Genomic DNA, 14228 nt, shown 5'->3' with positions numbered 1-14228 from the left:
GCCGCGCGAGAGATCGTCGAAACGGAGTGAGCATGACGGAAGACCTCACCACGGTCGACTTCTTCAGGGACAGCCGGCTGACGGATGACCCGTATACGTTCTACGAGGCGCTTCGCAACAAGTGCCCGGTGAGCAAGGAGGAGCACTACGGGGTCACGATGGTCACGGGCTGGCAGGAAGCTGTCGACGTCTACAACGACTCCGAGACCTTCTCGTCGTGCATCTCGGTGACGGGCCCGTTCCCCGGATTCCCGGTGTCCCTGGAGGGTATGGAAGGGGGAGATGTGACGGATCTGATCGTCAAGCACCGCGACGAGATCCCGTTCAGCGACCAGCTGCCCACGCTCGACCCGCCGACACACACCGACCACCGCGCACTCCTGATGCGGCTCATCACGCCCAAGCGCCTCAAGGAGAACGAGGACGCGATGTGGCAGCTGGCCGACGACAACCTCGACAGGTTCCTGGCGCCGGGCGAAGGTGAGTTCATCAAGGGCTTCGCCGGTCCGTTCACGCTGCAGGTCATCGCCGATCTGCTCGGTGTGCCCGAGGGCGACCGCGAGGAACTACTCGAACGCCTCGCCCGTGGCACCCACGGCAGCGGACTCGGCAACGCGGACAAGGCGCTGACCAAGACGCCGCTGGAATACCTCTACGACGTCTTCGCGACCTACGTCGAGGAGCGTCGGGCAGAACCGCGCGGCGACGTGCTCACGGGACTCGCGACCGCGACGTTCCCGGACGGCTCCTTGCCCGAGGTCGGTGACGTCGTGCGCGTCGCCACCAATGTCTTCTCCGCGGGACAGGAGACCACTGTCCGGCTGCTGTCGACCGCGCTGAAAGTGATCGGCGACCAGCCCGAGGTGCAGGCCAAGTTGCGCGAAAACCGGGATCTGCTCGGCAATTTCATCGAAGAATGCCTGCGTATCGAAAGCCCGGTCAAGGGCGACTTCCGGCTGTCCCGGGTGCCGACGACCGTCGGCGATCAGCAGCTCGGTGCCGGCTGCACGGTCATGGTGATCAACGGTGCCGCCAACCGCGACCCGCGCCGCTTCGAAGATCCCGACACGTTCGACCCGGAACGCAAGAACGCGCGTCAGCACCTGGCGTTCGGCCGTGGCATCCACAGCTGCCCCGGTGCGCCGCTGGCCCGGGCCGAAACGAGGGTCGGGTTGGAACGACTTCTCGACCGCACCACCGACATCCGGATCTCGGAGAAGATGCACGGGCCACGGGGCGACCGCCGCTACCAGTACATCCCGACCTACATCCTGCGCGGGCTGACGGAGCTGCACCTAGAGTTCGACGTCCGATGAGGGTCACGGTCGACGAAGATCGTTGCGCCGGCCACGGAATGTGCCTCACGCTGTGTCCTGAGGTTTTCGAGATGACCGACGACGGCTGGGCCGTGGCCGATCCCGGGGACGTGCCCGCCGACCTCGAGACTGCCGCCAAGGAAGCCATCGACAACTGTCCTGAACGAGCAATCCGCGAAATCGACTGAGAGGGTTCAATTGTGGCCAAGGGTTACGTGATCATCACCGAAGACATCAAAGACCCCGCCGGGATGGCCGAATACGGCAAGCTGGCGTCGCAAACCATGGGCAACGCGAAGGTGTTGGCCTTCGGCCCGGCGGCCGAATCGCTCGAGGGGCAGTGGCACGGCACCCAGACCGTGCTGCTGGAGTTCGAATCCGTCGACGCCGCTAAGGAGTGGTACTACTCCGACGAGTACCAGGCTGCCGCCAAGCTGCGCCAGGCCGCAGCCGACTGCAACGGGGTCATCGTCTCCGGTTTCTGAGCCTGGAACAACGCGCACGTTCGCTGCCAGCGAGCGTGCGCGTTCTGCCATGCGTGGGCGGTGTGTCGCTGTGCAGACACGCGCGCTCGCGGTGCAAATCAGGCGGGGCTGAGCGGGGCGACCGGTTTCGTCGTGGTCGCGTGCACCAGCAGTTCGGCCAACTCGCGCGGGCGCGACAGGAACGGTGAGTGTGACGCGTCGATCGTGAGCTGCTCGACCCCGAGCCTGCGCGCCACGGTATCGGCCAGCCAGCGAGGCATCGACCGATCCTGCTCGCACACAATGAAACTGCGAGGCAGGTCCGCTTCCCAGAAGCCGGGCACCGACACGGGGGTGACGGTCGTGTCGCCGAACCGTTCCGGGCCGAGACGCTCGAACGCCCACCGGGCCGTCGCCTCGTCGCAGTCGTGGTAGAAGTACTTCCACGCGCCGTCGAAATCAGCGAACGTCATCGCGCCGGACTCGTCGAAGTGTAGATAGCTCAACATCTCTCCGACGTCGCCGTCGAAGCCCTCCTCGAGCTGCTCGGCGTCATCGCGCATCGCCATGGCCTCGGGATAGGTCCGGCCCTCGCGGGGGAGGGCGGCGGCGAGATAGATGATGTGGCTGACCAGATCCGGACGCGCGTCGGCGGCGAGCGTCGCATCGAAGCCGCCGCCGGAATGCCCGACCAACACACACTTCTCGTCGCCCATGGTCGCCAGGATCGCGTCGCGACGGTTGGCCAGGGTCGACTCCTGATCGATCAGCACGCCGTGACCGGGGAGGTCGACAGCGACAGCGTCGTGGCCCAGGGCGCGCAGCTCGGCGATGGTCCGATCCCAGCACCAGGCGGCATGAAATCCGCCGTGGACGAAGACGAATCGCATTGCGTTACCTGCGCACCCGCACCGGGACGCTGGACCAGCCGGCCACGTTCTGCGCGGCGACCCGCGTGCACCCGTCGAAGTCCACCTCGTAGCGCGGCATGTGGTCGAGCAGGAGATCAAGCGCTATCGCACTCTCCATGCGGGCGAGCGCCGCGCCCAGGCAGCTGTGCACCCCGTATCCGAACCCGAGGTTCTGCGCCTCGGCCCGATCGCGGTCGATGTCGAAAGTGTCGGCGTCGGTGAACGCGTCCGGGTCACGGTTGGCCGAACCGGCGAGCAGGAAAACGGGTTTGCCCTCGGGAATCGTGACGCCGTGCAGCTCGATCTCCCTCATGGAGCGGCGAACGTTGTACTGATTCGGCGCCTCGAAGCGCAACAACTCCTCGACGGCGGCAGGGATCTTGCTCCGATCGTCGAGCAGCTTCTGCCATTGGTCTGGGTTGCGAGCGAACGTCACCGCCGCGTTGCCGATCAGCTTGGTGACGGTCTCTGCGCCGGCACCGCCCAGAAGTGTTGCGAATCCGGCGATCTCGAAGTCGTCGAGGGACTGTTTCTCGCCGTCGTCCCGCACGATCTCGGCGGCGACCAGCCTGCTGAACATGTCGTCACAGGGTTCGGCACGCCGCTGCTGAATGATGCTGAAGTACAGCCCCATCAGCTCACCGACCGCCTGCATGCCCGCTTCGGACATGTCGATCTGGCCCGGCTCGCGAGCCAGCGTGATGTCCACCCATTCGCCCACCTGCCCGCGCTTGTCCTCAGGGACGCCGAGCATCTGCGTGATCACCTGGACGGGAAACAGCGCAGAGAAGTCCTTGACGACATCGAATGCGTCGGAAGTGTTCTGCGACAGGTAGCGATCGATGGTCTCTGTGACCATGGGGCGCAACGCCTCGATGGCCCGCGGAGTGAACACCTTGTTGACCAGACTGCGCATCTGCCGGTGCTCCGGCGGATCCATGATGATGATCATCTTGGCCATCATGGGTTCGTCGGACCGCACGGTCGAAAGATCCAAACCGTAGGCCGACGAATAGGTTTCGAAATCCTTGTAGGCGGCCGCGACGTCCTCGTGCCGCGACAACGCGTAGAAGTCGTGCTCGGGGTTGTAGTAGACCGGCGCCTCCTCGCGCATGCGCCGGTAGAGCTCCCAGGGCCCGTTGAAAAATTCTTCGGAGAACGGGTCGAAGACGAGCTCTGTTGCCGTCATTCGTCTTTGATCGCGATCGCCTGACGCGGGCACTGCCGCACGGACTCTTTGACCTGTTGCTCGTTCTCCGGAGTCACCTCGTCCTGCAGCACATGCAGATAGTCCTCGTCGTCGAGATCAAAGACTTCCGGGATGATGCCCATGCAGACCCCGTTGCTTTCACACAGGCCGAAATCGACCTCGATCTTCTGGGTCATGAGCTCAACACCTTCACCGGGACGTGATGGAAGCCTGCGACGTTCTGCATCGACACACGCTGCAAACCGTCGAAATCGACCTCGTAGCGAGGCATGAAGTCGAGTAGATGCTCCAGCGCGATCACGCTCTCCATCCGGGCGAGCGCCGCGCCGAGGCAGCTGTGGATGCCGTACCCCAGACCGAGGTTCTGCGCCTGGCTGCGGTCGCGGGTGATGTCGAACGTCTCGCCGTCCTCGAACGCGCGCGGATCGCGGTTGGCGGCGGCACCCATCAGGAACACGGGCTTGTTGGCCGGGACGGTGCCGCTGGGCAGCACGACGTCCTTGACGCTGTAGCGGACGTTGTACTGCACCGGCCCGACGTAGCGCAGCAGCTCCTCGACCGCGCCGGGAATCAGGCTGCGGTCATCGATCAGCATCTGCCACTGTTCGGGGTGCTGCGCGAAGACCACCACCGCGCTGCCGATCAGTTTCGTGACCGTCTCGGCGCCCGCACCACCCAACAGCGTGGCGAAACCGGCAATCTCGATGTCGTCGAGCTGACGAAGGTTGCCGTCGTCATCCGGAATCTCGGCTGCGATGAGGCGGCTGATCATGTCGTCCTGGGGGTTCAGCCGTCGTTCCTGCACTAGGCCGTAGTAGTAGACGCCCGAATCGATGTTCGCCTTCATGTTCGCTTCGCTGAACTCGATCTGGCCCGGCTCGCGCTCCAGGCCCGCGTCGATCCAGTGCCGCACCTGCTGGCGGAACTCTTCGGGCACGCCCGCCATGCGGGTGATGACCTCGACCGGGAACGGTCCCGAGAAGTCCTGCACGACGTCGAAGTTGTCCGGATTCACCTCGCTCAGATAGTGCTGGACGAGTTCGATCACGGTGTCGCGCTGCGACTGGACCGCGCGCGGGGTGAACGCCTTGTTCAACAGGCTCCGCATGTGACGGTGGTCGGGCGGATCCATGAAGATGATCGACTTCTGCGGCGGTTCGCCTGACCGGACCTGGCCCAGGTCGCAGCCGCGCGCCGACGAGAACGACTCGTGGTCGCGGAAGGCGGCGGCGACGTCGGCGTGCCGGGTCAACGCGTAGAAGTCACCCTCTTCGTCGTAGTAGATCGGGGCTTCGTCGCGCATCCGCCGGTAGATCTCGTACGGATTGTCGAAGTACTCCTGGGCAACCGGATCGAACACCAACTTGGGCTTGGTCACTATGTCCTCCTCGGCACCGGTATCAGGGCCGGAAACGTTACGAAAGGCTGATTTACTGTAACGAATCCAGTATGCGACATATGGTCTCGAAAGTCAGCCGAATAGGCAATGGGGCGCAGCCGTGTCATGAAGTCACCGCGCTCACCAAACGGTCCAGTTCCCCGAGCTCATGACCGAGGTCGGCCACGGTGCGACGAACGACCGCCACATCCTTGCCGATGAACTCGCCGACCGCCGAGATGAACCTGTCTGCCGAACCCGCCGCCGCGACCATGGACAGCACGCGGCTCTGGGCGCTGCCGTGCACCAGCGCGTTCAACAACGGCACCTCCTCGATGCCGAGGCGCGAGCCCAGTTGCACCCCTTCGGCGACGAGCGCGATCTGCGCGGCGAACATCGTGTTGTTGACGAGCTTGACGAGCTGACCGGCGCCCGTTGGACCTGCATGCAGGATCGGGTCGCCGTAACTGGCCAGCACCGGCCTGGTGCGTTCGAGCGCCGCGTCGTCGCCGCCGACGAACAGCGTCACGGTTCCGGCGGCGATGTCGTGCGGGCCACCACTGACCGGTGCGTCGATGACATCGACGTGCCCGTACGTGGCGGCGATTGCCCGCGCGGTCTTCGGGCTGCCCGTCGTGTGCACGACGAGAGATGACCCTGCCGCCATCATCGCGACGAGCTCGCCGTCGAGGCACAACTCTGCGACCTGATCGTCGGTGAACACGCACACGACGATGACATCGGCTCCTTCGGTGACGTCGCCGATGTCCGCGACGGGCGTGGCGCTCAGCTCGGCGATCGCGGATCGCTTCTCGTCGGTCCTGCCCAGCACGCGGACGTCATGACCGGCGCCGACGAGGCGGCCGACCATGGGTGCGCCCATACGTCCCGCCCCGACGAAACCGACTCGCATCAATTCAGCAGTACTTTCTGCTCTTCGCGCAAGCGCTCATCGGGCATGCCCCATTTCTTCCAGCGCCGCGTCCGCCGCCGTGAACACTGCACCCTCAGGGGCTTTCGCGGCCGAGGCAAGGCTCGCCGCGTGCCGAACGTCCTTCTGCAGCAGCGCGCCCGCGATCGGGGCCAACCCGTCCAGCGTGCCCCCGAACATCGAGATGCTGCCCACGGCCTTGCTGGTAGCGGAGCCGCGATTGAGCACCTCGACCAGCTTGTCGCGCGGGATGCCCAGCGATTCGCCCAACTGCAGCGTGCTGACGGCGCTGCCGAGATTGGCGCTGAACAACAGATTGTTGAGAATCTTGGTGTTCTGCCCGCTGCCCAGCGGTCCCAGGTGGACGATCGGGTCCGCGTACGTCGCGAACACCGGGCGGCACTTCTCCGCGACAGCCTCGTCACCACCGACCATGACCAGCAGCGTGCCCTGCTCGACCGCGGGACCGCCGCCACTCACCGGGGCATCGATCACCAAAACACCCTGAGTGGCAGCTTTGTCGGCGATCTCCCGGCACGTGTCGGGATGCACGGTGCTGTGAATCGCGATGATCCCGCCGTCGGACATCCCCGCCAGGACGCCGTTGTCCCCGTAGAGGACCTCGCGGACATCGTCGTCGCCGACGACACACAGGCACACGAGATCGCTGGCCGCACCGAGCTCTGCCGGTGTGGCTGCGCTCTTGGCGGGGGTGTCGGCATAGGGCTCGAGACTTGCCTCGCGGCGAGCCCACAGCGTGGTCTCGAAACCGCCGAGGGCGATCCGCCGGGCCATCGGTCCGCCCTGGCTGCCCAGCCCGATGAAACCAACCCGCATCAGCTCGCCTCCACTTGTTCCCGATCGCGGCCGTGACTGCCCGCGATGCACTCGTCGATGAATGACAACACTTTTCGGTGATAATCGCCCGCGCTCAGGCCGACGCTGAGATTGTGTCCGCTGCCGGCCATCTCGTTGACGTGCACGCGGGGCGCCGCGGTGAACAGGCCGGCGATCGCGGCGACGGCCTCGGGCGTCGATTCCCAGACCTTCTCGTGATCGGCGTGGCTGAACTGCACGGGCACGGCGAGCTCGGCGGCAAGCGCAGGGAAGTCCCGCCGCGCCCAGTGGGCGGTGACCTCACCCTCGTAGGCCACGCCCGGAGCGGACAGTGCGCCGGTGAGGACTTCGGACGGATAAAGCTCGGTCGGCTGCCACAACAGGTCCCGCAACCCGGCGGGACGTGACGTGACCGTCGCTTCGGCGATGATGTCCTTAGCCGCAGCGCTGTACCGCAGCCCGGTGCCCGCAAGCTCGATGCCGACAATATCGTCGATGCCGTCGACCCCCGTCGCCATGCGCAACGCGAGTTCGCATCCCGCGGAATGCCCCACGACGAACACGCCCGCGCCACGCGTGCCGTCGCCGAGGATCTTGTCCACCAGGCCGACCGCCGCCGCCACCCGCCGGGCGGGATCGGCGAAGTCGGCGGCGTAGACCGCCGACGTGCCGTACCCCGGCCGGTCGAGCGCGATCGTCGTAAACCCCTCTGCCGCAGCAATTCTGAGCAGCGACAGGTCAGGCCGGCCGGGGCAGTCGAAATAGGCGGCGGAGGTGGCCCCGCCGTGGATCGCGACGATCACCGCGCGCGGTTCGTCAGCCTGGGCGACGAGCGCCGACATGGGAATACCGTCGACGAGTACGACCCGCGGCCGGGGTGCGGGTGTCATGTTCCCGTCCGCAGGATCATCACACCGCTGGGGGTGAGGCCGCCGCTGCTGACCACTGCTGTCTGTGCATCGCGGACCTGCCGCTCGCCGGCCTCGCCGCGCAACTGCGACACCGCTTCGTGCACAAGCCCCATACCGTGCGTGCGGCCGTGCGACAGCTGGCCGCCGTGAGTGTTCAACGGGATGACACCGTCGCGGGCGATCGCCGCACCACCGTCGAGGAAGTCCTTGGCCTCGCCGATACCGCAGAAGCCCAGTGCCTCCAGCCACGACAGGCAGTTGAACGTGAATCCGTCATACAGCTCGGCGACGTGGATGTCGTTGGGCCGCAATGATGTCCGGGTCCACAGGTGGGCAGCCTGGCCGAGTACCTGCGGTTCGTGGGTGAGTGTGGTCTGGTCCCAGTCGGTGCGCTCGATGATCTGGGTGCCCACCGCCTCGAAGTACACCGGCGGCTTCGGCGCGTCGACGGCGGCGTCGACGGCGGACACCACGACAGCGACCGCTCCGTCACAGGGCACGTCGCAGTCGTAGAGGCCGAACGGAGTCGTGATGGGCCGCGCGTTGAGGTAGTCGTCCATCGTCATCGGATCGCGGTAGATCGCCGTGGGGTTCAACGCGGCGTTGGCCCGCTGGTTCAACGCGATCCAGCCCAGCGTCTCCTTCGTGGTGCCGTACCGGTGAAAGTGCCGCTGCGCGTTCAGGGCCAGCGTGTGCGCCGCCGACGTGGCCCCGAAGGGTGCCTGCCAGTTGTTGACGCGAGCACCGCCCGGCGGAGAGGCCTTGCCCTCTTTCATCAACTGGTTGAACGTCGCCTCCCAGAGCGTGCGGAAACACAGCACATGGCGGGCCATCCCGGTGGCGACGGCCATCACGGCGGCGATGACCGAACCACCGGGCCCGAACGTGTCCATGCCGCCGTTGATCCACGTCGGGCGGATGCCGAGCGCGCCCTCCAGCGCGGTGCAACCGCCCTCGCCCATGCCCATCGCGTCCATCGCGGGATACGTTGAGAGACCGTCGATGTCAGCCAGCGTCAACCCCGCGTCAGCGATAGCCTGTTCGCAGGCCTCGAGCGTGAGCGACAGCGGCGAAACCATCAGCCGTCGGCCCATCTTCGATGCGCCGATACCGGTGATCGCCGCAGCGTCCTCGAACTTGTCGGCCGTCAGCTTCGGCCTGACGAACTTGGGGAAATCCTGCGGCGCGATCTCGTCTTCCGGCAGCGGCGCCGTCTCCGGCTCAGCCGTCGGCCGGAACAGCGGCAACCAGACGTCGTCGTTCTGCTCGAAGACGACCTCCACCACCCTGCCGAGCTCGAGCTCACCGGGGTCGGAGTCGATGATGTTGGTGGTCAACCGAACTCGCGGATCCTCCTCGATCGCGACCTGGGCCACCACGTACGGTGCGGGCAGGCCGGGGATCGAGAAGCGTTCGTTGATGGTGAACGCCGAAAGCACAGCCCGCCCCGACACCTCGTGTGGGGACAGATTGCGGCTGTAGCAGTAGCGGCACACCGGCTGCGGAGGATGGAGCAGTGACTTGCAGTCATCGCAGCCCTGGATCCGGAGAACACCGTCAGCGCCTGAGGTCCAGAAGAACTCGTTGTCAAACGTCAACTGGGGCAGCGGAAGCCGGCTCATCGCAGTCCTCGGCTCTTCATCTGATTGCTCCTCGCCCAAGGGCTCGTCGCGGCGCGAGCGCTCATCGCGTCATATCCCATTGCCCCGCATCAGCGTCAGTCTTCAGGTTGTCGAGATCGGGTTCGTCGAGCAGGGGAGCATGCACCTCGTCGGGGCGCCGCTCGGAGAGCTCCAAGATGGCGTGCACCGGGCAGTCGAGCAGTGCGCGCCGGACGGCGTCGTGGTCCTTGTCCGGGATGTTCCCGTCGCCGACGAGAACCGCGTATCCCCAGTCGTCGAGCGAGAAATAGTCGGGGGCGTGCTTGGCGCAGATGCCGAATCCGTCGCACAGCGTCCGGTCGAGCTTGATCCGCATCTTGTCGCTCACAGGGCCTCCACCTCGAAGGGGCGCAGCGCGGTGAATGCTCCCTCGGCGCAACGCGGGCACTCGCTGTCCAGATGCCTGGCGATGTCGTCACCGAACATCGTCAACAAACTCGCGGCGATATTGCACGCGGCGTCCAGCGTCGCACAGGCGCCGCGGCCCCGCAGAACCTCGGACCACCGTCGCAGCCGGGCGACGTCCTCGGCGTCGGCGCTCCCGTCGCGTAACGCCTCGGCGGCGGCCGCCATCGCGGCGGTGCCGTTGAAACACGAGCCGCACTGGTCGGCGTTCTCACGGTCGTAGTAGGCGAGCACGGAGGCACCGACCGCGACCGGGCACTCGTCGGTGATCACCGAGACCGCGCCACAGCCCAGGCCACTGCCCTGCGCGCGCAGCGACTCGTGGTCCATCGAAGTCTCGAGGATTCGTTGGTCGAGCAGCCCGGCGAAGTAGCCGCCCATCACCGCACCGCGCACGATCTGGGACGGAATCCCGTGCAGTGCAAGAAGATCTGCCGACAGTATCCCGAACGGTACCTCGTACAGCCCTGGTGGTCTTCCGCCTCCCGTAACGGTCGCGAGAAACGTGCCGGGGGAGCCGTCGGTGCCCACCGTGCGGTATTCGGCCGCCCCGTGTCGCAGGACGAACGGCAGATTCGCCAGCGTCTCGACATTGCTGATGGCGGTCGGCAGGCCTCCCACACCCTCTTCGAACGGGCGCGGCGGCTTGTCGGTCGGTTTGGCGGGACCGCCGTTGATGGCCCGCACCGCGGCAGTCTCCTCACCGGCCACATAACCGGGAGCGACTGTGCACACGCTCACAGTCACGCCGTCGAGGACGTCCGGCGCCACCTGGGCGAGCGCAGCCCGCACGGAGTCGGCGGCGGCGGCGTCCGAGACGTAGACGTGCGCGTGACGGGCGCCGATGATCCGGGCGGCAAGTCGCACACCGTCGAGCACGAGGTGCGGGCGGTGGCGCAGCAGCCAACGGTCTTTCACCGAAGCCGGTTCGCCCTCTTCGCCGTTGGCGACCAGCACGGTGTCGAGCCCACGCAGCGATGCCCTGCGCAAGGTCGTCAGCTTGACGGCCATCGGGAACGCGGCGCCCCCACGGCCGACGATCCCGGCCCGGCCGATCTCATCGAGCAGCGCGGACGGGTCGGTCAACTCCTGATACCCACCTGCGTTGCGGTAGGCGTCGAGGGACTCCGTGCCCGGCGTCGTCAGCAGCAGCCGCGGGGTCAGGCCCGGCCACGCGGCCACCGTCAGTTCGGTATTCATCGCCGTGCTCATCTCCGGTTACCCTTCCCTGCATGCGAACGGCAGTGGTGCGGATCGGAGTCGATCCGGCGGGCAGGCTGACGGCGGATCAACTGCGCGACGGCATGGCCGCGCTGGCCGAACTCACCGCGCAGATCGGCGCGCGCGTCATCGACAACGACCTGTCCGGATTGCCCGCGGCCCGGCGCGAGGCGGAGATTCTGATGGAGGGCGTCGATCCCGCAGAGCTGCAGTCGACCGCTCTTGGGTTGTGTGCCAGTGCGTTTCACACCGAACCGGTGACGGGCGTGCTGACGTTCGTCAGTCACGGCACCGACGACGACGCCCACGGAGTGCTCGCCGGATTCGGCCTCACCGGCATCATCGAGCGGGAACCCGGCGCTGACGGCTGGGACATCATCACGGTCACGCTGCGCAAAGCCGACCTGGCGCGAATACCGGAGAGCCGCATCCACACCGCGCTGGAGGCCTCGACCAACTGTGAGGTCGTGATCGTCACGACCGACTGAGACCGTCATCTCGATTTCTTCAAGAAGTCGAGGATCGCCGGTGCGGCCTGAACCCACGTGTCGAACATGTTGAAGCGCTTGACCTTTCCCGAGGCGCGCGCCTCCCCGGCGCGCTCCCAGGCGTCCTCCGGCCACGGGGGGTCGATGACCTTCGAGCCCTTGATCAGGCAACTCACCTCCAACGACGTGCGCTTGGGATGGTCCAGATCGTTTTCACCGCCGCGGATGATCAGCGTCGGCACGGTGATGTTGTCGAACATCTCGTCCTCCACGCCGGGGATGGTCTGACCCGGCTTCGGCACGAATGCATTGAGCCAGCGCAGCATCAGCTTCAGGAAGGCGTCGGAGTCCTGCTCCAGGATCCGCGCCTCGTTGTCCGGGTTCTCGGCGATACGCTCCTGCCACTCCGCAATGTGCGCAACGGCTTTCATGCCCGCACCGCGGACCGCCAGGATGCTCGGCACGATGTAGTAGGACCCCAGGACGAACGAGCCGTACACGCCGCCGACGATGTTCCACACCACCAGCTTCTTGACGATCTCGGGATAGAGCATCGTCGTCAGCATCGAGTCCCGCGCACCGCCCGAACCGCCGAGCAGGATGACGGGCCCGATGTCCAGCTTGGTGACCAACTGGTGCAGCGTGTCGGCCCGCATGTGTGATTCGCTCTGGCCGTAGAACTGCACATCGGACTTACCGCAGTTCGGGCGGTCCCACAACAGAACCCGGTAGCCGCCCTCGACGAGCTTCTTGGCCAACGGCTTGAGCCCCGGGATGTCCTTGCTGAACCGGCCACCGGGAGTCAGGACGATGAATTCGCCTTCTTTGCCGAGAATCTCGTAGACGACATTGCCGCCGTTGATCTCGATCTTCTTGTTGGGCAACTGTTCTCTTTCTACGCTGCGGCCACGTTGTGGTGGGATCTAGGCCTGCACGAGGACGTCGTTGCCGACGACCCGGACGGGGTAGGTGCGGATACTCCACTCCGGCTTCACTGCCGTGGTGCCGGTAGCGAGCTCGAATCCCCACTGATGCCAGGGGCAGAAGATGTACTCCATGTCGCGCACCATCACGGCGTCACCAGGGACGCTCTCGTCGACGATGTTGCGGCCGCGGGCGCGGCCCGAACACAGCGGGCCGCCCTCGTGCGGGCAGTAGTTGGCGATGGCGTAGAACGTGCCGTTGACGTTGTAGACGCCGACGCCGTGCCTGCCGATGGGGACCAGTTTGTGCTTGCCCGGGGGGATCTCATCGACAGTGGCGACGACGTGTTCCCGCCCCTGTGCCAAACGCGGGGCCTGCCCCGGTGCGAGGCGGGGCGCCTTCGGTTCGGTCATGTTCAGAAGACCCGGATCTGACCCTCGAGCGCCGGAACGGTCTCCGGCACATTGCGATACGTGGCCTGCCCGTTGCGGAACATGATCGGCTCGCGGGCGTGCTCAGGCAGGTGCTTGACGAGCCAGCGCGGGTCGTCGAACGTCCAGTGCGGATAGTCACTGCTGAACAGCAAGATCTTCTCGCACTCCATCCACTCGAACGCCCGGGTCAGCTCGGTCTTGTCCTCGGGGTAATCCAGGGGCTGCGTCGTGAACTTGATGTGGTCCTTGACGTACTCGCTCGGCTTGCGCTTGATGTCCACCCACGACTTGCGCGCTTCGTAGATGGCATCCATGCGCCACATCAGCGGCAGGATCCACGTGAACGCGTGCTCGACGAACACGATCTTCAGCGTCGGATGGCGGTCGAAGGTGCCGTCGAAGATCAGGCTCATCACCTGGTTCGCCGCCAGCAGCGAGTACGTGACCATGAAGTCGTGGTTGTAGCTGGGCAGGCCGACCGGAGGCATCGGCAACTCGTCGTAATGGCTACGCGACAAGTGGCAGCTCACGGGAATGTCGTGCTTGGCCGCGGCCGCCCAGATCGGGTCGTACTTGGGATTTCCCCACGACGGGCGCGGTTCGGCCTTGATCAGGATCTGCGACATGAACGGATGCCCCGCCCAGTTCTCGATCTCCTCGACGCTATTCTCCGGCTCCTCGATCGCCAGGCAGATCGAACCGCGCCAGCGCTCATGCCAGTTGTTGTGGCTGTCGAGCCAGTGGTTGGCTTGCCAGTGGTTGAGCGCCACGGACATCGCGTGCTGCGCTTCGGGGATCCGCGCCGGATAGGCGGCCGGTTCCAGGATGCAGATGTCGGCGCCCGCCTCCATGATCAGCTGCTTGAACGCCAGATCGGGGTCGCTGCAGGCGAACTCGCCGTCGGACGGGAACGCGTCGAGGCGCATTGCGTAGGAGTGCGCGTAATCGGGGGCATCGTAGTAGATCTGGTCGCCCACCTTGTGCGTGCCGAAGTACTTGCTGCGCCACGGCTCAGGGATGTACTGGCCCAGGTCGCCGGTGCGCGGAGCGGGATGGACGTCGGAGTCCACGCACCGGACGGCGATCCGCTCGGCGGCGGGCACCCGGGGATTGGCTGTGGTGGTCATACGAGCCTCC

Annotated in this window: 16 protein-coding genes and 1 pseudogene; 4 read left to right on the top strand and 13 right to left on the bottom strand. The window is 66.0% G+C overall.

Features of this window, described 5'->3' with window-relative positions:
* Positions 1–32 precede the first annotated feature (32 nt).
* From P9A17_RS28200 to P9A17_RS28190, 3 genes are read left to right on the top strand one after another with little or no spacing between them, the layout of a single operon-like run.
* A complete protein-coding gene (locus P9A17_RS28200; RefSeq protein WP_278042078.1) occupies positions 33–1316 on the top strand; it encodes a cytochrome P450 in 1284 nt (427 codons plus the stop codon).
* A complete protein-coding gene (locus tag P9A17_RS28195) occupies positions 1313–1504 on the top strand; it encodes a ferredoxin (protein WP_278042077.1) in 192 nt (63 codons plus the stop codon). The genes P9A17_RS28200 and P9A17_RS28195 overlap by 4 nt, the downstream gene beginning before the upstream one ends.
* Before the next feature lie 12 nt (positions 1505–1516).
* Positions 1517–1801: a DUF1330 domain-containing protein gene (locus P9A17_RS28190; protein ID WP_278042076.1), complete on the top strand. Its 285-nt coding sequence runs from the start codon at positions 1517–1519 to the stop codon at positions 1799–1801.
* A gap of 98 nt (positions 1802–1899) precedes the next feature.
* Here P9A17_RS28190 and P9A17_RS28185 read toward each other — a convergent pair whose 3' ends face one another.
* The 10 genes and pseudogenes from P9A17_RS28185 to P9A17_RS28140 all read right to left on the bottom strand — a co-directional run bounded on the left by P9A17_RS28185 (position 1900) and on the right by P9A17_RS28140 (position 11236).
* Positions 1900–2670: an alpha/beta fold hydrolase gene (locus P9A17_RS28185; RefSeq protein ID WP_278042075.1), complete on the bottom strand. Its 771-nt coding sequence runs from the start codon at positions 2668–2670 to the stop codon at positions 1900–1902.
* A 4-nt stretch (positions 2671–2674) separates the two neighbouring features.
* Complete coding sequence (locus tag P9A17_RS28180; RefSeq protein ID WP_278042074.1) at positions 2675–3880, bottom strand: cytochrome P450; 1206 nt, start codon at positions 3878–3880, stop codon at positions 2675–2677.
* Positions 3877–4077: a ferredoxin gene (locus tag P9A17_RS28175; RefSeq protein WP_278042073.1), complete on the bottom strand. Its 201-nt coding sequence runs from the start codon at positions 4075–4077 to the stop codon at positions 3877–3879. The genes P9A17_RS28180 and P9A17_RS28175 overlap by 4 nt, the downstream gene beginning before the upstream one ends.
* On the bottom strand, positions 4074–5279 hold the full coding sequence (locus P9A17_RS28170) for a cytochrome P450 (RefSeq protein ID WP_278042072.1): 1206 nt from the start codon (positions 5277–5279) through the stop codon (positions 4074–4076). Before P9A17_RS28170 ends, P9A17_RS28175 begins: the two co-directional genes overlap by 4 nt.
* A 124-nt stretch (positions 5280–5403) precedes the next feature.
* Positions 5404–6213: pseudogene (locus tag P9A17_RS28165) on the bottom strand (NAD(P)-dependent oxidoreductase); the annotation flags it as partial.
* A gap of 15 nt (positions 6214–6228) precedes the next feature.
* Positions 6229–7047, bottom strand: coding sequence for an NAD(P)-dependent oxidoreductase (locus P9A17_RS28160; protein ID WP_278042071.1), 819 nt, complete (start codon positions 7045–7047; stop codon positions 6229–6231).
* A complete protein-coding gene (locus P9A17_RS28155) occupies positions 7047–7937 on the bottom strand; it encodes an alpha/beta fold hydrolase (RefSeq protein WP_278042070.1) in 891 nt (296 codons plus the stop codon). The genes P9A17_RS28160 and P9A17_RS28155 overlap by 1 nt, the downstream gene beginning before the upstream one ends.
* Positions 7934–9580: an OB-fold domain-containing protein gene (locus tag P9A17_RS28150; protein ID WP_278042069.1), complete on the bottom strand. Its 1647-nt coding sequence runs from the start codon at positions 9578–9580 to the stop codon at positions 7934–7936. Before P9A17_RS28150 ends, P9A17_RS28155 begins: the two co-directional genes overlap by 4 nt.
* A gap of 61 nt (positions 9581–9641) precedes the next feature.
* A complete protein-coding gene (locus P9A17_RS28145) occupies positions 9642–9935 on the bottom strand; it encodes a ferredoxin (protein WP_278042269.1) in 294 nt (97 codons plus the stop codon).
* An 8-nt stretch (positions 9936–9943) separates the two neighbouring features.
* Positions 9944–11236 carry an NADH-ubiquinone oxidoreductase-F iron-sulfur binding region domain-containing protein gene (locus P9A17_RS28140; RefSeq protein ID WP_278042068.1) on the bottom strand — a complete coding sequence of 431 codons (1293 nt, stop codon included), beginning with the start codon at positions 11234–11236 and terminating at the stop codon, positions 9944–9946.
* Between the two features lie 20 nt (positions 11237–11256).
* Here P9A17_RS28140 and P9A17_RS28135 point away from each other — a divergent pair, with 20 nt between their 5' ends.
* Positions 11257–11733, top strand: coding sequence for a hypothetical protein (locus P9A17_RS28135; protein WP_278042067.1), 477 nt, complete (start codon positions 11257–11259; stop codon positions 11731–11733).
* Positions 11734–11738: 5 nt separating this feature from the next.
* Here P9A17_RS28135 and P9A17_RS28130 read toward each other — a convergent pair whose 3' ends face one another.
* From P9A17_RS28130 to P9A17_RS28120, 3 genes are read right to left on the bottom strand one after another with little or no spacing between them, the layout of a single operon-like run.
* On the bottom strand, positions 11739–12617 hold the full coding sequence (locus P9A17_RS28130) for an alpha/beta hydrolase (RefSeq protein WP_278042066.1): 879 nt from the start codon (positions 12615–12617) through the stop codon (positions 11739–11741).
* Between the two features lie 39 nt (positions 12618–12656).
* Positions 12657–13070, bottom strand: a complete 414-nt coding sequence (locus tag P9A17_RS28125; protein WP_278042065.1) for a Rieske (2Fe-2S) protein — start codon at positions 13068–13070, stop codon at positions 12657–12659.
* A 2-nt stretch (positions 13071–13072) separates the two neighbouring features.
* On the bottom strand, positions 13073–14218 hold the full coding sequence (locus P9A17_RS28120) for an amidohydrolase family protein (RefSeq protein WP_278042064.1): 1146 nt from the start codon (positions 14216–14218) through the stop codon (positions 13073–13075).
* Positions 14219–14228: the final 10 nt, after the last annotated feature.

The sequence above is a fragment of the Mycobacterium sp. 236(2023) genome, from assembly GCF_029623955.1.
Lineage (GTDB): Bacteria > Actinomycetota > Actinomycetes > Mycobacteriales > Mycobacteriaceae > Mycobacterium.
Note: the sequence above shows the minus strand (reverse complement) of the source record. Positions and strands in the feature narration are given on the sequence as shown.